Annotated in this window: 18 protein-coding genes and 2 pseudogenes; 10 read left to right on the forward strand and 10 right to left on the reverse strand. The window is 64.0% G+C overall.

From position 1 onward, the window contains the following. Positions 1-59: 59 nt before the first annotated feature. Positions 60-1,232, forward strand: a complete 1,173-nt coding sequence (locus KZX46_RS03285; RefSeq protein WP_226895839.1) for a type II toxin-antitoxin system HipA family toxin — start codon at positions 60-62, stop codon at positions 1,230-1,232. A gap of 143 nt (positions 1,233-1,375) precedes the next feature. Here the strand turns inward: KZX46_RS03285 and KZX46_RS03290 are convergent, their stop codons facing one another. The 4 genes from KZX46_RS03290 to KZX46_RS03305 form a co-directional block, all read right to left on the reverse strand. Beyond that, complete coding sequence (locus KZX46_RS03290) at positions 1,376-2,590, reverse strand: type II toxin-antitoxin system HipA family toxin (protein WP_226895840.1); 1,215 nt, start codon at positions 2,588-2,590, stop codon at positions 1,376-1,378. Then, on the reverse strand, positions 2,587-2,877 hold the full coding sequence (locus KZX46_RS03295; RefSeq protein ID WP_219773885.1) for a helix-turn-helix domain-containing protein: 291 nt from the start codon (positions 2,875-2,877) through the stop codon (positions 2,587-2,589). Before KZX46_RS03295 ends, KZX46_RS03290 begins: the two co-directional genes overlap by 4 nt. Positions 2,878-3,630: 753 nt before the next feature. Next, positions 3,631-3,819, reverse strand: coding sequence for a hypothetical protein (locus KZX46_RS03300; RefSeq protein WP_219773886.1), 189 nt, complete (start codon positions 3,817-3,819; stop codon positions 3,631-3,633). Positions 3,820-4,164: 345 nt separating this feature from the next. Continuing rightward, on the reverse strand, positions 4,165-4,518 hold the full coding sequence (locus tag KZX46_RS03305) for a single-stranded DNA-binding protein (RefSeq protein WP_219773887.1): 354 nt from the start codon (positions 4,516-4,518) through the stop codon (positions 4,165-4,167). A 520-nt stretch (positions 4,519-5,038) separates the two neighbouring features. Between KZX46_RS03305 and KZX46_RS03310 the strand changes: the two genes are divergently transcribed. Beyond that, a complete protein-coding gene (locus KZX46_RS03310; protein WP_219773888.1) occupies positions 5,039-5,389 on the forward strand; it encodes a hypothetical protein in 351 nt (116 codons plus the stop codon). Positions 5,390-5,435: 46 nt separating this feature from the next. Here KZX46_RS03310 and KZX46_RS03315 read toward each other — a convergent pair whose 3' ends face one another. From KZX46_RS03315 to KZX46_RS23415, 3 genes and pseudogenes are all read right to left on the reverse strand, one after another. Next, the gene (locus tag KZX46_RS03315; protein ID WP_219773889.1) at positions 5,436-5,870 is read right to left on the reverse strand and encodes a single-stranded DNA-binding protein; all 435 of its coding nucleotides are present in this window, start codon (positions 5,868-5,870) and stop codon (positions 5,436-5,438) included. 349 nt (positions 5,871-6,219) lie between these two features. Further along, the gene (locus tag KZX46_RS22695; protein WP_226895921.1) at positions 6,220-6,381 is read right to left on the reverse strand and encodes a hypothetical protein; all 162 of its coding nucleotides are present in this window, start codon (positions 6,379-6,381) and stop codon (positions 6,220-6,222) included. 160 nt (positions 6,382-6,541) lie between these two features. Further along, positions 6,542-6,874, reverse strand: a pseudogene (locus KZX46_RS23415) (recombinase family protein); the annotation flags it as partial. A gap of 369 nt (positions 6,875-7,243) precedes the next feature. On the opposite strand from KZX46_RS23415, the gene KZX46_RS03325 reads away from it, so the two are divergent. Next, the gene (locus tag KZX46_RS03325; RefSeq protein ID WP_219773891.1) at positions 7,244-8,158 is read left to right on the forward strand and encodes a helix-turn-helix domain-containing GNAT family N-acetyltransferase; all 915 of its coding nucleotides are present in this window, start codon (positions 7,244-7,246) and stop codon (positions 8,156-8,158) included. A gap of 33 nt (positions 8,159-8,191) precedes the next feature. Here the strand turns inward: KZX46_RS03325 and KZX46_RS03330 are convergent, their stop codons facing one another. After that, complete coding sequence (locus KZX46_RS03330; RefSeq protein ID WP_219773892.1) at positions 8,192-9,391, reverse strand: ATP-binding protein; 1,200 nt, start codon at positions 9,389-9,391, stop codon at positions 8,192-8,194. 262 nt (positions 9,392-9,653) lie between these two features. Here KZX46_RS03330 and KZX46_RS03335 point away from each other — a divergent pair, with 262 nt between their 5' ends. From KZX46_RS03335 to KZX46_RS03345, 3 genes are all read left to right on the forward strand, one after another. Then, a complete protein-coding gene (locus tag KZX46_RS03335; RefSeq protein WP_226895841.1) occupies positions 9,654-9,968 on the forward strand; it encodes a hypothetical protein in 315 nt (104 codons plus the stop codon). Between the two features lie 169 nt (positions 9,969-10,137). Then, complete coding sequence (locus KZX46_RS03340; protein ID WP_219773893.1) at positions 10,138-10,977, forward strand: YdcF family protein; 840 nt, start codon at positions 10,138-10,140, stop codon at positions 10,975-10,977. 55 nt (positions 10,978-11,032) lie between these two features. Continuing rightward, entirely contained in the window at positions 11,033-11,224 is a 192-nt protein-coding gene (locus KZX46_RS03345) for a hypothetical protein (protein WP_216711198.1), read from the forward strand. 64 nt (positions 11,225-11,288) lie between these two features. On the opposite strand, the gene KZX46_RS23420 is transcribed toward KZX46_RS03345, so the two are convergent. Then, positions 11,289-11,672 (reverse strand): hypothetical protein, encoded by a 384-nt coding sequence (locus KZX46_RS23420; RefSeq protein WP_219773894.1) that lies wholly within the window; start codon positions 11,670-11,672, stop codon positions 11,289-11,291. A gap of 33 nt (positions 11,673-11,705) precedes the next feature. Next, on the reverse strand, positions 11,706-11,915 hold the full coding sequence (locus tag KZX46_RS23425; RefSeq protein WP_219773895.1) for a DUF5818 domain-containing protein: 210 nt from the start codon (positions 11,913-11,915) through the stop codon (positions 11,706-11,708). Positions 11,916-11,966: 51 nt separating this feature from the next. Between KZX46_RS23425 and KZX46_RS03360 the strand changes: the two genes are divergently transcribed. The 4 genes and pseudogenes from KZX46_RS03360 to KZX46_RS03375 all read left to right on the forward strand — a co-directional run bounded on the left by KZX46_RS03360 (position 11,967) and on the right by KZX46_RS03375 (position 18,676). After that, positions 11,967-12,668, forward strand: coding sequence for an SOS response-associated peptidase (locus tag KZX46_RS03360; RefSeq protein ID WP_219773896.1), 702 nt, complete (start codon positions 11,967-11,969; stop codon positions 12,666-12,668). Between the two features lie 597 nt (positions 12,669-13,265). Continuing rightward, entirely contained in the window at positions 13,266-15,503 is a 2,238-nt protein-coding gene (locus KZX46_RS03365) for a catalase (protein ID WP_219773897.1), read from the forward strand. Positions 15,504-15,784: 281 nt separating this feature from the next. Further along, a pseudogene (locus KZX46_RS03370) lies at positions 15,785-16,470 on the forward strand (HWE histidine kinase domain-containing protein); the annotation flags it as partial. 145 nt (positions 16,471-16,615) lie between these two features. After that, on the forward strand, positions 16,616-18,676 hold the full coding sequence (locus KZX46_RS03375; RefSeq protein WP_219773898.1) for a M13 family metallopeptidase: 2,061 nt from the start codon (positions 16,616-16,618) through the stop codon (positions 18,674-18,676). Positions 18,677-18,716 lie beyond the last annotated feature (40 nt).

Consider the following 18,716-nt stretch of genomic DNA (forward strand, 5'->3'; position numbering starts at 1 on the left):
AGACTAGCTTCGTATTCATGCACCTGCCCAACGGCCCCGTCCCCGCAGGGCGGCTACGCATGGTCACTGATGGTCGCAACAGCTATGCCGCGTTCGCTTATGGCACCCGCTACCTCCGCCGGGCTGACGCCGTCGCAGTCGACCCCGAGGTCTTGCCGCTCGAAGGACCGACGGGCGAGATCCTGACGGGCGAAGGCTTCGACCTGTTCAATGGCATCCGCGACGCCGCGCCCGATGGCTGGGGCCGATATCTGATGCGCAAGGCCGCGGCCGGGCGCGAACTATCCGAGTTCGACTATCTCGTCGCCTCGGGCGAGCACCGCGTCGGCGCGTTGGCATTCGGGCCGACGCCCGCGCGGCCTGAACCGGCGCTCTTTGGTGCGATCGCTACCGACGATCGCCCGATCGACCTCGCAGCCCTTGCCCGAGCCGCAGGCGATGCCGCGGCCGGCGAAATTGCCGATGCGGCCTTACGTGCGCTTCTCGCCGCAGGCTCGTCGCTTGGCGGCGCGCGTCCGAAGGCGGCCGTGGTTGAGAATGGCAGCGGATGGCTGGCGAAGTTTTCGGCGCCGTCGGACAGTTATGACATTCCGCGCGCCGAATACGCCGCTATGTCGCTGGCCAGAGCGTGCGGCCTCGACGTGCCCGACCTAGACCTGCGCCTCGTTGGCGGCCGTGCGGTTTACCTCATCAAGCGATTTGACCGCGCCGGCAGCAACCGCCTGCCGTTTGTCTCGGCGCTGACACTGCTCGCGGCGCACGAGATCGCCGCCGGCGAGTATTCCTATGCAGATGTTGCCGCCCAGCTGCGCAAGTACGGCTCGGCCCCGGCGCGCGACCTGCGCGAGTTGTTCCGCCGAATGGTGTTCAATGTACTCGTCGGCAACAGCGACGACCATCTGCGCAACCATGGCGTGATCTACGATGGCAAGGGCTGGCATCTGTCGCCGCTTTACGACGTCGTCCCAACGCCGCAGCTGGGTACCGACCGGTACCTCGTTCTGGCGCTCGGCAGCGGGGGCAAGCGCGCGACGCTCGCCAATGTACTGTCGGGCCATGCTGCTTTCGGACTGCCCTTTGAACAGGCGGCGCACGAGATTGAGCGGCTGCGGCGGCAGGTGGCGGCGGAGTGGCCGAGCGCCCTTGCAGCCAGCGGACTGAGCAGCGAGGATCGCACCCGGCTTGCGCGGTGCTTCGCCGCGAGCGGCGACGATGGCTGGATGAGCGATTAAGGTCTAGGCGATTCCGCGTTAACGGATCGCCCCTTTGCGCTTCGTCGTTCGACTCCAGACGGCGTGTTCGTCGGCGACTTCGGTTGAAAATTGGCGTGGGTGGATCACCTCAAGCCCCGAAAGCAGGCATGCCGCTTTCACCCCTACTTCGTAGCGATTGCTGCCGTTATCTCTGCGATGCGAGCTGAAGTCATGCCGACCGCCGCGGCCAGCTTCGGCCACTGATCGATCGCTGCGGCTACTTCCTCGAAGGTCGTCTCTAACCGCTTTGCCGGCAGTCCTGCCGACGCACCTCCGGTCAACAAATGCTCCCTGGTAGGTCTGCGGCCCTCACCGCCAACCGCGAGGTAATGCTCGCCGCCTGGACCGGACGAGACCGTCAGGTCGAACGCCGGTGCCAACCGCCATTCGCCGCTGGCGTTCATCAGGAACGCGTGATTGCGGGCATGGTCATCGCGGTTATGCGCGATGACGTTGAATGCCATCCGGCGGAACGCAGCTTCGACCTCGCGGACGTCGCGGGTAAGATACTGTGTAGCGCGAAGGTATTCTCGGTAGCTCACCGACGCGCTGTCCGGATCGGCCTCGAGGAGCCCCGCCAATGAGTGCAGGTGAAGAGGGCCGTCGGCATCCCGGTCGAACCGCCGGCTGGCGAAGTGTCCGGGCCCTGTGCGCGACGGCAGCAGCCGCCAGGGTGCAACCTCGATGCCGGCAGCGCTGGCCATCGCATTATACGCCGCCTCGAGTGCGCCGATGTCTTCGGGATCGCCGGGTGCGCGGAACTTAACGAGCCACGGATCGAGCCCTGGGGCATGCGACGTAGCGAGGCTGGCGTCGTCCTTTCCGAGCCAGACCTGCGCCTTGGGCCGGGCGCCGCCGGCGCTGCCACCGAGACGCTGGAGCGCCCCAAGCATGTCCGATGGCTCGCCAGCGATCACGGCCAGAGCCTCGGCCTGAAGGCGGTCTAGGTCGGGCATCGGCAGATCGTCGTCGGCCATGTTGTCGGCGGGCACGAAGCGCAGCGCGCCAAACCCGCGTTCTCCGACCAGCGCCAAGCGATCGAGTGGCGTAAGTGCCCCTGGATCGCGTCCAACGCTGCGGAGGCGGCGGTCGAGCAGCAGCCGCCCGTAGCTCTCGGGGAGGCTGTCGGCGAACACGCCGAACAATCCGGCGAACGGCTCACGCGGTGCTGTCTGGACGCTGGGCTTCAGCGGCAGGCGAAGCGGTGAAATTGGCAGCCCTGCGGCAAGGAACTCAGGCGTATACTCGAACAACGCCCGCCGATCGCGCCAGGCAAGGCGACCGACCTTCAGTCGGCGCGAGCCGATATCGAGACGAACGTCGAGCAGCGCGGTCACGAGCGCCGACCCCGCCGACGCGGTTTGCTGGAGGTGACTAATTCGTCGAGGTTCGCCGCCGGCGGCGGCGCGAACAAGGTCGCTATATCGGCGTCGCGCCCGAGCGCCTGCGCCAGTCGGATCAGGCTCTCGAGCGCGATCTGCCCCGTCGTCTCGAACCGCCGCAGCGAGGCGAGCGTCACGCCGGAGCGCGCAGCAAGCCCGGCTTGGGTCAGATCGACATCGAGCCGAACCGACCGAAGCCGGGCCGCCACCCCATCAGCAAGCTCTTGGACAGTCTCAAGCATGCTGACATCTTAGCAGTTATAGGGCAAGTTGGCACCCTGATGCTGTTATTTTGGCAGTTGTTAAAATCGCAGTGTTGGCGCCTTTCACGAGATGGATGCGCCAGTCGCTATCGTACGCCTTGATCGTCCCTGGCTTTCAGCGATGCACGCCGACACGCCGATAGAGGTCGGTGAACCCCGTACACATCGGTGCGGCCAGCGCGTTGCGCTTGTGGGCCAGTGGATCGCGCCGGACCTTCGCCTCGAGGATGAGAAATGCGCCGCGCCGCGTGCTTGATGATCGGTGACCACCGCCCGATTGCCGAGACTGCGCTTGCGCACCACCCCCTTGATCCGGGTGCAGACGATCCACGTCTGCCGCCGCTAGGTAGGCAGCGCAGCCCGAACCCGGGGGGCGTCATGCCCCACTCGACAGGTCATGCCCGATCAGCGGGACCAGCTCGCGATCAGCGAACTTCGGGCCGCCGGCACGCTCGCGTCTTTCGATGCCGGGCCTCGCGGTTGCGAGACCGTTCACTGGGCGTCTCCCTTGGCGACGAACCCGGTGGCGCGAGCAAGGTGAGTCGATACACGGCCCACCGCCTCCCGGACGCTGTTATCGCCGGACATCGCATCTCGGTCCCTGATGAATTGCGGAGCATCCTCGGTTGTTTCGCACTGTAGCGAGCCGGACAATATTACTGTGCGGTAAGTTGGTCGGTCGGCGAAGCCGTTTCAGGCGAGCCAAAAAGCGCCGCACCTCGCCCTGCTGGCTCACGCCTGCGCGTAGGTCTCCCGGCGCTTGCGGCTGAGCATCGCGTCCCAGGCGGCGTCCTCGGCGTCGTCGTCGCGGCCATCGCGGCGCAGCTGCTGGACCCGGTCGAAGCTAAGTTCGACGAGGTCATCGTAGGAGATGTTGTCGTAGTCGACTTTGGCAATCGCTGTGTTGGCCCTGATGAACATCGTATCCTCCATCTAAATCGCCTCGTCATCGAAGCGGCGGTAGAGAGGACGGGCGCGGTCGCTCGGTCAGGAACCGCGTGAGCGGCCGCGGCACGCGGTGGTAGGGGCAACGATTTTGTCGGCCGCGAGCGTCAGCGAAGACGGGCCGGCAAAATGGTGGGACCCTGCCGTTCTTGACGGAGCGAGAGCCGCGCCCGTCAGACTACCGCCCAGTTGAGAGAGAGAGCGTTCACTTCGTGGCGCGCAGCGCCGCGGCGGTCGGGGCCTTGTGCCCCGATCCGCTTCCCTGCCTTGCTGCGAGCACGACGAAACCCCGGCGGGCGAACCCGCCGGAGTTGGTGTCGATCAGCCCTCCTGACCGTTGTCGGCTGCGCCGGGGGCCTTGGTGAGGAAGTCGACCGTCTCGGCGATGACCTCGACACCGTAGCGCTCGGTGCCGTCCTTATCGGTCCACTTGGTGTAGTGGAGGCGGCCCTGCACCGAGACCTTCGAGCCCTTGCGGACGTATTTGCCGACGTTGGTGCCGAGGCCGTTGAAGCAGGTGACCTTGTGCCACTCGGTTTCCTTCTTGGCTTCGCCGGCGGGGGTGTTCCAGCGGCGCTCGGTGGCGACCGAGATCTGGGTGACGTTGCCGCTCTGGGTGGCGCGGGTGATGGGATCTGCGCCGACGTTGCCGACGATTACGACGATGTTGGTCATGGTGGTTTCTCCTGAGCTTCGCTATCGCGGGCCTGCCCCGTCGATGGCTCCGTTAAGAGCCGTGCGGTGGTGGCCCGGCACCGAGCGCGCAGACGCGAGGGGAACTCCGATTGCAGGGTCTTGGTGCGGGCCGCCTGTCCCCCGGCCCCGCGTTAGCGGAGAGCCGGAGAGGACGGGCAACACGGCCCTGACAATCGGGGTTGCTGGGCCATCGCTGTCGCGGCTTAGGAAGGCCATTGAGTACGGGTCGGGCCTGCGAGCGAAGCGTCCCCGTGAGAGACCGGTGGCCCACTCGCCAGGTTGATGGCAGCGTCGGTCCAGGCCCCTGCCCTGCTCGACCGTGGCAGCGTCACCGCCGTCGGTTGCCCTGCGTCCGATCCCACCGTCGGTGAGGCCATAGCGGAACTTGGCACGGGGCTCCGGTCAACGCCGATGGCACGCTCGAGCACTCGTCGCCGATGGCGGGAGCCGAGGCCCATGCCGGCTCGCCAGCGTCGTCCGCAGGACGGCCCCCGCGTCGGTGTCGGCGATCGCCGGTTTGACGCACACCAGACCCTGGTCGCCGCGCAAGAGGCAGCGGCTCGCCACCGATCCCGTGCGGATCGTTCGCCGGGTCGCGAGCAGCCCTTGCGCGTCGCGCGCGGCGTGTTGCGACAGGGATCGTGACCTGAAGGGCCGAGACGCCTTTGGGCGGCTCGGTGAAGCGCAGCCGTATGGTAATCGTCAGCGCCAAGGGGTCAGGGCGCTGAAGGTCGCTGATATTATGGTCATTATTATGCCCGTCGATCGCTGGGTGCACGACTGCGATCGATCAGACGGTGCTTCGAAGACGGTGACGGGCGGGATGGAGATGAGCTACGCCTCCGGGTGAGACCAAGAAGGTCCCGGCGGGCATTAGCCCGCCGGGCAGAACCGACTCAGAACGGCACGTCGTCGTCCAGATCGTCGAGGCCACCAGTCGTTGCGGGCGTGCGCGCCGGCGTCTCGGTGCGGGTCTCGCGCTTGGGCGCATCGCCGGCCTTGGGTGCGGGCGTGAGGAACTCGACGCTGTCGGCGAGGATTTCGACGCCGTACTTCGTTGCGCCGTCGGTGCCGGTCCAGCTCGTATAGTGGAGGCGGCCCTGGATCGAGACCTTCGAGCCCTTGCGGACGTACTTGGCGACATTGGTGCCGAGGCCGTTGAAGCAGGTGACGCGGTGCCACTCGGTCTGCTCCTTGATCTCGCCGGTATTTTTGTCAGTCCACTTGGTCGAGGTGGCGACCGAGAGCGAGGTGACGGTGCCGCCGGCCTGGATGCTGCGGCTGACCGGGTCGGCGCCGGCGTTGCCGATGATGATGACGAGATTGGTCATGGTGATTCTCCTGAGCTTCGGCCTACGGGATCGTCCCGTCGACGGGCTCCGTTAAGAGCCGTGCGGCGGTGGTCCGGCACCAAGCGCGCAGACGCGCGGGGAACCCCGATTTCAGGGGCGGTGGGGGCGGCCCGTCCCCCGGCCCCGCGTCAGCGGAGAGCCGAAGAGGACCGGCAACACGGCACTGACAATCGGGGTTGCCGGGCCGCCGCTGTCGCGGCTTAGGAAAGCCCAGTGAGACGGGGCGAGGCCGAGGTCGATCGCCCGCAGTGAGAACCGCTGCGTTACGCAGTCATCACGGCGTTGCCGCGCTACCCGGGCGCTGTGTCAGAGTCGGCAACGATCATTGCTACGACCGCCCTGCCCGGTGGATTGCACGGACCACGGATCGAGGTGTTCGAGCGGCGGCGTCGTAGCTGGCCTCGGCCAGCATCACCGCCGCTTGGTCGGCCTCGAGGCGGCGGTAGATAGCCTGGCGGCTGACGCCGAGCAGGGTGGCGATTTCGGTCACAGTCGGTGTCAGATCCACCTTGATTGAGCGTCGTGCCTGCTTCCATCGGGCCGGCGATATCGCGGGCTGCCCGAAGCGGGTGCAAGCGCGCTGTGCAGCGGCGATCCCGGCCATCGTGCACTCGTGATTGGTGCCACGCTCGCACTCGCGCGATCGCGGAGAAGACGTGGACGATCAGCGTGCCGCTGGCCGACGTCGTGTCGATCATCGTCTCCTTGAGCGAGCGGAACCTGATGCCGCGCTTCTGAAGATCGGTCACGACGTTGACGAGGTCAGGGATCGAGCGGCCGAGCCGGTCGAGCTTCCAGACGATGAGAACGTCCTCGCCGGGACGGACGAACGAGATCGCCTTTTCAAGATCGGGCCTGGCGAGGGCGGCACCACTGACGCCGTGGTCGTCGAAAACGCGCTCGCAGCCGGCGGCAGCGAGCGCATCGAGCTGGGGCTGCGGTTGTTGGTAGGCGGTTGAGCCCCGGGCGTAGCTAACAAGCATGTGCGTCCGCTACTATGATCGTGTCGGTCTGAGCACATCTGTCGGTGTCCGAAACGCAACGCTGCTACGTTGGAAACGCGCAGGGTATGTAACGGCATCCACTTCGCGGCGTCGGGCCGCATATGCGGTGCAAGCGACGCTTATACTCAGTTTCAGGTCTGATGGTGTGCCGAGGAACGCATGAGAAGATGCACGTCGTTTGCTTATGCTCGTCGGATCGCCTCCTTCTAGCCGGAACTTGCCATTGGGGACGGTGACCCGCATTCCGTTCGACCATCCCCTGCCAGAACGGACGCCCCTTCCGAGCGTCGCTGTAAATCAGGAGCATGGTAGTTGACTCCGTCAACAGTGTCGTTCGATAAGGCAGGAATGGACACCGCGATCGAGGCCATCCGAACCTTCAACCGCTTCTTCACCCGGCACGTGGGTGCCATTGATGCGCGCTTCCTGGATACCGACGCGAACCTGCCAGAAGCGCGCTTGCTGTTTGAGATCGCTCGGCAAGAGCCGGTTCAGGCGAACGCGTTGCAGGCCGCACTCGGCGTTGATCGTGGGTATCTCAGCCGCATGATCGCCCGCTTCGAGGATCGGGGGTGGATCATGCGTAACCGAATTGAAGCCGATGCGCGCACGCGCCCGATCCATCTTACTGCGGTAGGACGCGCAGCTTTCGATCAGATCGACCAGCGGCAGCGTTCCGCAGTCGCCCACGACCTGAACCGTCTTAGCGCCGTGGAACAGGATGATCTGGTGCAGGCGCTGACCAGGGCACGGCTGCTACTCGACCCGAACGCTCCTATCGAGTTCGTCATTCGACCGGCCGGCATTGGAGAGGTCAGTCAGGTCGCGGCGCGACAATCGATCCTGTATGCCGCGAACCACGGCTGGGGGCGTGCGCTAGAAACGTTAGAGGCCGAGACGACGGCCACGTTCCTGCGCCGCTTCAAGCCTGATCGGGAACAGTGTTGGGTGGCTGATCTCGCCGGGGTGATGGCCGGTGCGGTCTTCCTCACCGACGAAGGGAATGGCGTAGCCCGTCTCCGCCTGCTGCATGTCGAACCATTCGCTCGCCGGCGGGGCATCGGCGATGCGCTGGTACGCGGGTGTGTCGGGTTTGCGCGCGAAAAGGGTTACGACCAGATCGCCCTGTGGACACACACCGTGTTGGACGCAGCCCGCCGCATCTATGCGCATCACGGTTTCGAATGCATCGCCACGGAAGTCCATCACGAGTTCGGAGAGCCAGTGCAGGGGGAGACGTGGCGGTTGATTCTGGCGGGATAGATGCGCACCGCTTCCGAACTCGGCTTCGCGCACCTATTCCCCCTGCCCCGCCCCGGGATCTCCGACCGGCATCGCCCTGCGCATGAACGCGCCGAACATCGGCACGGTGAACGCCGTCTCGCCGTATCCCGGCGTGTAGATCATCCCCTTGGCGATCAATGACGCGCGTACGGGACCAAAGCTCGAAGGCTTCCGGCCAATATGATCGGCAATGGCGGTTGAATTAAAGGGCCCCTCCCCGAGCTCGGCCATGCCGCGCAGATAGCGCTTTTCTGACGGTGTCAGCCGGTCGAAGCGGACACGGAAAAAACTGTCGTCGAGTGCGGCGATCGCGGTCGGGTGAGCGAGGTCAACGTCCGCGGCCGTAATCGGGCAAGCGTCGGCCGCGTCCCAACATTGTTTTCCCCACTCCTGCAGGAAATAGGGATAGCCCTCGGTGACGGCGAGGATCTTCGCGACCGCGTCAGGCTCGATGGCACATTCCTCGGCCTCGATCGGGTGGACAATGGCGGACGTCGCGGCGGCGTCCCCGAGCGGACCGATGCTGGTGAACAAAAACAGCCGCTCGGCATACGACTTTGCCTTGCCCATTTGCCCGGCCAGTTGCGGGAGGCCGGCGGCGACCAGCGTGATAGGGCGATCATTTTGGCGCGCGCGGTGAAGCGCCGTAATTAAGGCCGCCAGGTCGCGTTCGGGCACATATTGCAGTTCGTCGATGAACAGCACGAGCGCGGTCTGGCGCTCCCCTGCCGCGGCCCCGGCAAGGTCAATCAAATCGATCAGATCGGCTTCGAGATCGCCGTTGTCGGCGACCCCTATCTCGCCAAGGTCGAGCGATGCCTCCAGTTCACCGTAGCTCAGCTTGAATGCCTTTACGAACCGGGCGAGCGCTCCCAGGCCCCGCTTGGCCAACGTCATAGCCGCCTGGCCGCGATCGAGCTTCAGCATGGCGGTGCGGAGTGCCGGGACCAGCATGGCAGGCAGCGACTGGCCCTCTGGTGCCTCGATCGGCACGCTCAAGATGCCCTCGCCTTCCGCTGCCCGGCGCATCGCGTTGAGCAACACCGTCTTGCCTACTCCCCGCAAGCCGAGCAGAATCATGCTCTGCGCATGACGGCCGCTTTTGATGCGGTCGAGCGCGACGGCGACGCTTTCGAGGACGTCCTCGCGGCCGGCAAGTTCGGGCGGGCGGCTACCCGCACCAGGCGAGAAGGGATTGCGGCGTGGGTCCATTCTAGGCTGTTTATACGGTTCTAGTTGGTTCGCATAGAACAATGTAAATCATCTATATCTTGCCATGCCTCAATCAGGCTGACGTGCAGGCACGGGATCTTCCGGTGACGACCGACCAGCATTTCACGGCGACACGATGCGCGATTCCGAGCCGTACCGTGTCGTTGGCGGCGTCGCTGCGAACATTGGTTGACCCTCAGGCGTCGGTGCGGTGCGAGTATGGCGCTCATTCCGATCAACGAAGCTTGCACGAGTTGAACGATTGAATGTCACCGACACCGCACGCACCATCATCTCCGAGCCAGTGATCGGCCCTGCAACACTGCATCTCGCTTCGTTGGATGGGACCGAAGCCGAGCTTATTACGGTCGACACGCTTGATGACCGCGCTTTTGCCGCGCTGCGCGACCCGACCGAGTTCGCCGAGGTGGAGATCGCGATTGAGGCCACAGTCTTGTTTGGCTGTCGGGAGTTGAGCTCGGTGGAGATGCACCTTGGCTCGACACGCTCTCGCCGACGGGACATGGCGCCGATCGCGCGTTTCTCGAACGGCGAATGCGACCCGCCCTGTCATTAGCCAAGGCGGCCGAGGCACTCGGCGTGTCGCGTCGGATGGCGGCCTCTTATTCGACCGGTGAGAAGACGTGCCGAAGCCAATCCTGCGCGCTTGCCGGGGGTGGGACGTCGGACATGGGCTTTATCAAGCCGCGTCGTCGCTTCCAAAGCCAAATGCTCACGCGTATTGAATGCGGCGGGATATCGCCGAGCCGCAGACGGATAGTGAGTGTTCCCGCAGCATGACCTATGGTTTCTTTGAAATATCCAAGATCGGCTGGGCGCTGTTTGCGCCTGAAACGTTGCTCTTCCTTCCATTCGCCGTCGCCCTCTGGTCGGTGTTCGCTCATCGCCGCCGCTTAGCGCTGTACGCGCTCGCGTTAGGATTTGGCCTCGTGCTCGCGGTCGGCATTTTCCCGCTCGGTGATTTATTGCTCGTGCCGCTGGAAGGCAGATATCCGGCCAATCCGCCGCTGCAGGAGGTTGATGCAATCATCATCCTTGGCGGTGGGAGTAACCCGGCAGTAGCCGCGCGGTGGGGGACATCCGGGATCGGTGACGCCGGCGATCGATATCTGACAGGCGGGGCTTTGGCCCGTCGCTTTCCGACATCGGTGATCTATTTCACCGGCGGGTCCGGGGACCTGATCGGCGACAGGATGAGCGAAGCAACCGTTGCCCCTCAGCTCCTGGAAGCGACAGGCGTCGATCGGGCGCGCGTGCGTCTGGAAGGCGGATCGCGATCGACGGCAGAAAATGCTCAGCGCTTGCGCGAAAGCGCTAGGCTTCAATCAGCGCGTCACATCGTTCTTGTGACGAGTGCCTTTCACATGCCCCGAGCCATGCTCGCATTTTGTGCGGCTGGCTGGCATGGCTTAGTCCCTTACCCGGCAGATTTCCGATCAACGACCTTCGGCAATGGGATCGGCTGGAGCTTCGCGCATCATTTACAGACGCTGGACATAGCGGCGAAGGAGTGGGTCGGCCTTTTCGCGTATCGACTTACCGGACGCGCCGCCCAGTCTTGCTAAATCTAAGCGCAGACTCCAACGTGATCCGACAGTAGCCGGACAACTGGAGGGTAAAATGCCAATCGCTCGCGCGCTCATGGTTCTCATCGTTGTTTCGGCCGCCGGATCGCTGTCGGCGGCACCCTGCAAGGATGCCAAGGGCAAATTCATCAAATGCCCGCCTGTCGCCGCAGCCCCCGCCGCCCGGTGCCGCAACGCCAAGGGTGCGTTCGCCAAGTGCGGTTCCCCCGGCGCCAAGCCCGCGTAAAGCCGATCCCGCCATATCGGGTCGTCGACCAGCGATCTAAAACGCTGCCCGATAGACTTATGGCTTAACTCCGCGCCCGTTCGACCAGTCGTTTCCGCTCGCGCTCGCTGGCACTATTCCAAGCTTCGATCGATACGCCGGGGGGCGGCGGGTGAAGGCCAGGACGCAACGCGGCCGCAACAGGCGTGAGATGACCCCCGCGCTTCTCTTGCTGCCGACGAACCGAGCGTTCGTAGAAGTCCGGCGACAGCATCAAGCGCTTCGAGCCGCACTGCGAGCAGCGAAACCGACGATGCGCCTCTCGCCAGTCGGTCGGCCAACCGCGGCGGCGAAACAGGGCCAGGATTCGGCCGATTGCGACCACGACGTCGTGACGGCACTCGCCACACTTGATGCGGAGATCCGCCTTGCCCATCAACTGCGTGAGATCGTGAAGCGGCCCGGCCATAGACGGAACATAAACAGAACGGGCCGTGAGTCGCTAGTCCGGCAGGATGATCATATCAACGTCGAGAAGGTCGACCCCCGCGCGCGTGCCGGTAACGACGACCTGTTTCGAGACGAGCCAGGCGGCGGCATGAGGATCCGTAATATCGAGACGCCAGCGGCCTCCGCTGTCTGTATCAAGCGCGAAGCCATGCCTCGTAGCGACGAGACGTCCCTTGAGGCTATGATGCGTCGAGCACGGCATCCGCTGGGTATAAACTATTCGGTAACCAACGTCGTCAGGAGGTCGTGAGGAATGTGTGGCCGTTTCCGTAATCTGCAGACATGGTCCGACTTGTACGGGGATCTGCAGCGTTTTCTCGGCCCGGTTACCCAAGCGGCGGTCAACCTCGAGCCCCGCGAGCAGGTGCGTCCGACACAGACCGCGCCTATCGTTCGAATGATCGATGGCGCGGTTGGCGTGACGAACGCGCGCTGGTGGCTCGTGCCCTGGTTTCACAAGGGCACGCTAAAGGATTGGAAGGCGACGACGTTCAATGCCCGCGCCGAGACCGTCGCGACCTCGCGGGCGTACCGCGACAGCTTCAAGCGAAGGCGTTGCCTGGTGCCGGCAGACGGCTGGTATGAATGGATGGGGCCGCACGACGACGACGATAAGCGCAAGCAGCCGTGGCTGTTCGCTCCGAAAGATGGTGCGCCGATCATGCTCGCGGGTATCTGGGACCGGTGCGAGACGATCGATCAGGGTTGGATTGAGAGCTTTTCGATCGTGACGCAACCCGCTGGTGCCCCACTCAACGGCACCATGATCGCGCTCCTGCCGTGCTGTTCGGTGATGAATGGGCGCGCTGGCTCGATCTGGATGCCAATGTCGCGGATCTGCTCGGGCCGGAAAGCCGCGATCGGTTCGACGTGGTGCGGTGTGCAATTAGATAGCCAACGCCCCTCCCGAGCCGGCGCGCGTTCGCCCACCCCGGATAGCCAAATCTTTCTTTGAGCGTTGGCGGCAGCAACTGGCAGCCATACGGCGGTGAAGTGGCTAGCGGGTTGTGCTTGCAGCCAGCACGTTGCGGCCGATCTCGGCTACGGGAACGCAGCGAGCTTCGTCACCATGTGCCGCAAGGCCTTCGGCACCCCTCCGGCTCGCGACATGATCGGGCGCCATGCTGGCGACCCTGAATCTCATCGCATGCGAGTAGAACTGAAAAAAATCGGTCAACGAACAGGCGTCGGGTGCCACCACCGAAAGTATGCACTTCGTTGCAGTTTAATAGCACACCCTATGTACCAGGGTAGCATCGCAAGTCCGTCGGCCAGAATGGAGGAGATGCCGATGACGGGCTGGGATGGTCACGATCCGGCGTACGCGAAACAACTTAGATTATCAGTCCGACGCGTGGTGGTTCGTTCACGTTCGGGGGCGTTTTCATGAGCGGCTTGAATTGGGTGCGTAGCGATCAGAGGCTTAACAGCGCACCCGAAGATTTCACTGCCGTAGGCGTAATAGTTGCTTGCTATCCCAATACGAATTGGTGAACTCGGCTCGATACCGCGCCGGGTCATGTCGGCGAACTCGCATAGCGAAGGATCGAAGATGGCAGTCAAGATCAAGTCCCAGCCGGCAAAGATCAAGAAACCGGCAGCCGGTGCAGCGCCCGCCCAACCGCACGCCGCAGCTGACAAGGGTTCGACGGCGACGAGCGCACCCCAGCGCCGCGCCAAAGCAAAAGGCACACCGACTTACCCTGCGGTTGGATCGCTGCCAGCGGCAGAGTTTGCGCGAGGCACCGGTGGCGAATTGCATCAGGTCGCCGCCAAGGGCCAGCCTGTGCTGACGACCAATACCGGCACACCGATCAGCGACGATCACAATAGCCTCAAGGCCGGTCCGCGCGGACCGATCCTAATCGAGGATTTCGTCCTTCGTGAGAAGATCCATCATTTCGATCACGAACGCATCCCTGAGCGCGTCGTACACGCGCGCGGCCTTGCCGCGCACGGACAATTCGAGCTGACCGACAGTCTTGCCGACGTTACCACCGCAAAGACCTTGACTGAAGTTGGGGTCAGAACGCCGGTGTTCACCCGCTTCTCGACCGTTGCGGGAAACCGTGGTTCAGCCGACGTCGCGCGCGATGTCCGCGGCTTCGCGGTCAAGATGTATACTGCAGAAGGCAACTGGGACATTGTCGGCAATAATATCCCGGTCTTCTTCATCCAGGATGCGATCAAGTTTCCCGACCTGATCCATGCCGTCAAGGAAGAGCCAGATCGTGGCTTTCCGCAGGCGCAGTCGGCCCATGACACGTTTTGGGACTGGATCGCTTGCACGCCCGAGGCGATGCACATGGTTATGTGGCAGATGTCCGATCGGACAATCCCGCGTTCGGTGCGAATGATGCAGGGCTTCGGCGTCCACAGCTTCCGGCTGATCGCCGCCGACGGCGCGGTGACGTTCGTCAAATTTCATTGGCTTCCGGTGCTCGGCATGCAGTCGGTCGTGTGGGACGAGGCCCTCAAACTCAACGGGGCCGACCCCGACTATCATCGCCGCGACTTGTACACCTCGATCAACGACGGCGAGCATCCGGCGTGGGATCTCGCAGTCCAGCTGTTCGACGAGGAACGGGCCGCGACATTCGACTTCGACCACCTCGATTCGACCAAGCTGATCCCCGAAGAAGTCGTGCCCCTGCGCGTGATCGGGCGAATGACGCTCGACCGCAATCCCGATAATGTGTTCAGCGAGACCGAACAGGTCGCGTTCTGCACCGAGAATGTCGTGCCCGGAATCGGTTTTTCGGACGACCCGCTGCTCCATGGTCGCAGCTTTTCGTATCTGGATACGCAGCTGAGCCGCCTTGGCTCGGTCAACTTCACTCAGATACCGATCAACGCGCCGCGTTGCCCTTTCGGGAACATGCAGCGCGACGGCCACATGAACGTGCGGCCACAGGCCACCCGCGTCGCCTATACGCCGAGCCTAATCGACCCGTCGGGCCCACGCGAGGATCCGGTCGGCGGGTTCCGCAGCGCGCCGGCCGCCGATGTTGGGCCGAAGGTGCGCGAGCGCTCGGCGACCTTTGCCGACCATTATAGTCAGGCGCGCCAGTTCTTCTTCAGCCAGACCGAGCCCGAACAGAATCACATCGTCGCCGCGCTGATCTTCGAGCTCTCGAAGGTCGAGCTGCCGATCATCCGTTCGACCATGCTCGGCCACCTCGCGGTGATCGACGTGACGCTTGGCGAGCGTGTCGCCACCGGGCTCAACCATAAGGCAAAGATTGTCCCGGCGGTTCCGGCGGTCGAGCCGCGCACCGACCTTCCGCCGAGCTCCAAGCTCAGCATCCTTGCTAGCGGCCCGCCAACGCTCGTCGGGCGGCTCGTCGGCATGCTCGTTACCGATGGCGCCGCGTCGGCAACCGTCGGTGCGCTGATTACAGCGACCAAAGCGGCTGGGGCATCGCCAAAGATCATTTGCCCGCGCGTTGGCGGCGTCACCCTCGACGATGGGACGCTGCTTAAGGGCGATTTCCAGCTCGCTGGCGGCCCGTCGGTGCTGTTCGATACCGTCGCGGTCGTGACCTCAGCCGATGGCACGACGAAATTGCTTAACGAGGCTGCGGCGGTTGCCTGGGTCCATGACGCGTTCGCTCATCTCAAGGTGATTGCCGCGACGGCCGATGCCGAGCCGCTGCTAATCGCGGCAGGTGTGATACCAGACGCCGGCATCGTGAAGCTCGCTGGCGCTGCCGATGCGGCAGCATTTACCGCGCTCGCCGGCGAAGGCCGGATATGGGCACGCGAGCCAATGGTGCGGACTATCTACTGACGTTGGTTCCTCTCTCCCTGCCGGCCGATAAAGCGGCTGGCATGAAATTCTCGTTTAGATCGGACGACCGCGGTTGCATTTAGACGCTGCAACCGCGGGTGTTCGGCGTTAGCGTCAATAAGACGGACTGATGTTTTCAACGACCGGGGAACCTCGTTGTTAGGACGGAATAACTCGAGTACTTCAAAATGGATTATAGTAGCTAAAACACAAAAATTACATAAGCCGCGCGTAGCGTTATTGCGGATCTGAAATTTAAGTAAATCGCGTGAACGGAGCTAATGAACGAGCATCATGCGATCTGGGACGAGTCTGAACTCCGGCGTGCGATTGACGCCGCCGAGGTGGCGTTGTGGCGGTGGAAGGTCGATAGCGATGCGTTGAGAATGATGCATGTGCTTATGCGCTGTGCGGCGTGCCCCACGGTATACCGGTAACGTTCGGCGCCTTATTTGAAAACATTCACCCGGCAGACCGCGACCGCGTTCGCGCGGCATTCGCGGCGACCCGGGCCGGTCCGGGCGGTTACGAGATCGATTTTAGGATCGTGCTTGGCGAAAACATTCGCTGGATTTCTACGCGAGGTCAGGGCGGGGATATCGGCATATCGGGGCAGACGATGGTCGGCATCTTCCTCGACGTCACCGGCCGCCAACAGGCGGAGGAAGGCCATGAGCTGCTCGCCGGCGAGATGAGCCACCGCATCAAAAACTTGCTTACGATCGCTACAGGGCTGACCATGATTACATCGCGTTCGGCGCAGAGTGCGGCGGAAATGGCCGAGCAGCTTACCGGCCGGCTCGCGGCGCTTGGCCGTGCGCCCGATCTCGTCCGCCCCACACGTGGCAGTGACGGCCATGCGACCCTTCTCGGCGATCTGCTGGTTGTGCTGCTGGCGCCCTATGACGATCAAGGCGCCTTCGCCGGACGAATCCGCATTGCCGTCCCGCGCATGGGCATCGGCGAGCAAGACCTATCTGCTGTGCCGAGCCGACAGTGAAAGTCAGGACATAATGTCGTAGGTAATGGGGCACTAGCATGCGATGCAACTCAGCCCATACGCTCGCTCTTGCGACGCCTTGGGCAGGGGCAAAACCGCAGGGGTGCAACAAATGGCCAGGACTTTTCTTTACTGGAGCGCGTCTGCCGTAGCCCTTGCGATGGCCGCGTCAACGCTGGCCGCGCCGGTCTATCCGCCGTTCGGCCTCGACTTAAGCGCATTCGACCACAGCGTGCGGCCCGGCGACGATTTCTTCGCGGCAAGCAACGATGCTTACTTGAAGACACTGGTCATTCCCGCCGATCAGTCGTCGGCAGGACGCGGCCGCGACATGGGGGATCGTGTCGAGGCGCGGCTCCGCGGCCTGCTTGACGCTGTCAGTCGCAACGTGTCAGTCGCGCCTGCTGACACCGCCGGCAAGGTCGGGGCGATGTACGCCGCCTTCATGGATGAGGCAGCGGTCGAGGCTGCCGGGGCGACGCCGATCGCGCCCGAACTCGCCGCGATCCATGCCGCTCGCGACCCTCGTCAGATCGCCGCGCTGATGGGGCAAACCGGCTACACGCTGTTTCCCGCACCGTTCGTAACGTCAATCGACCTCGATCTGAAGGCTACTGACCGCTACGCTGTCTACCTCGGCCAGTCGGGGTTGCTGTTGCCCGACCGCGACTATTATCTGAAGTCTGAGTTCGCGGCACAGCGTGAGGCCTATCGCCACCATGCTGCGACGCTGCTGAAGCTGGTCGGCTGGACCGATCCCGACGCGGCGGCAGCGGCCGTGCTCGCGTTCGAAACGCAGCTGGCGACGGTGAGCTGGACCAACGTCGAGCAGCGCGACCTGACGACGCAATATAATCCGATGACACCGGGCGAGCTGGCGATCTACGCGCCCGGCTTTGACTGGCCCGCGTTCATCGCCGCGCAGCAGCTCGGCGGCAAGGCGACGCTGGTGGCGACGACCAATACCGCGCTACCGAAGCTCGCTGCCGTCGTCGCCGCGACGCCATTGATAACGCTGCAGGCTTGGCTTGCCGTCCGCGTCGCCGATCAGGCCGCGCCGTATCTCAGCCGGGCTTTCGCCGACGCGTACATTGAGTTCCACGGCAAGGCGCTAGCTGGCCAGACCGAGCAGAAACCGCGGTGGAAGCGCGGTATCTTGGCTGTGAGCGGAGGCGATTGTGAGGGCGGCACTACCGAATGCTTCGGGACGCTGGGCTGGGCAGTCGGGGACCTCTATACCGCGCACTATTTTCCGGCTGCGGACAAGGCCAAGATCGAAGCGCTGGTCGGCAACCTGAAGGCGGCGTTCCGGACGCGGATTGAACGCCTCGACTGGATGGGTCCGGCGACAAAGGTCGAGGCGCTGAAGAAGCTGGACACCTATATCATCAAGGTCGGCTACCCCGACCATCGGCGCGATTATTCCAATGTCGTTATTAGGCGTGATGACCTGCTTGGCGACGTACGCCGGGCGGCGGCAGCGGAGTGGGCGTTTCAGCTCGGCAGAAGCGACGGGCCGGTTGACCGCAGCGACTGGGGCATGACGCCCCAGACGGTTGATGCCTATAACGGCTCGCTCCGCGACATCGTCTTCCCCGCCGGCATCCTACAGGCGCCGTATTTCGATGCCGCGGCCGATCCGGCCGTCAATTACGGAGGCATTGGGGGCGTGATCGGTCACGAGATGACCCACGGCTTTGACGATCAGGGCCGCAGCATCGACTCCGCCGGGGCGCTGCGCGATTGGTGGACGCCGGCCGATGCCGCCGCGTTCAAGGCACGCGCGGCAGTACTCGGCGCGCAATACGCAACCTACGAGCCACTGCCCGGCGTCCACATAAACCCCGACCTGACGATGGGCGAAAACCTCGCGGACCTCGGTGGCCTGGCGATTGCGCTCGACGCCTATCACGCCTCGCTCCACGGCGCTCTGGCCCCGGTACTTGCTGGACTGACCGGAGACCAACGCGTCTTTCTTGGTTGGGCGCAGGGCTGGGCCGGCAAGGCGAAGGACGAGGCGATCCGTGAACAGGTGGCAAGTGACCCGCACAGCTTCCGCAAGTACCGGGTCAACGGCGTCGTCCGCAATATCGATGGCTGGTACGCGGCGTTCGGAATCAAGCCCGGCGACGCGCTTTACGTCTCGCCGGATAAACGCGCTCGGATCTGGTGATCAAGAATGCAAGTCCGCCGCCAGTTGCTCGCGACGCCCC

This window comes from Polymorphobacter sp. PAMC 29334 (assembly GCF_019431245.1).
Classification (GTDB): Bacteria; Pseudomonadota; Alphaproteobacteria; order Sphingomonadales; family Sphingomonadaceae; genus Polymorphobacter_B; species Polymorphobacter_B megasporae.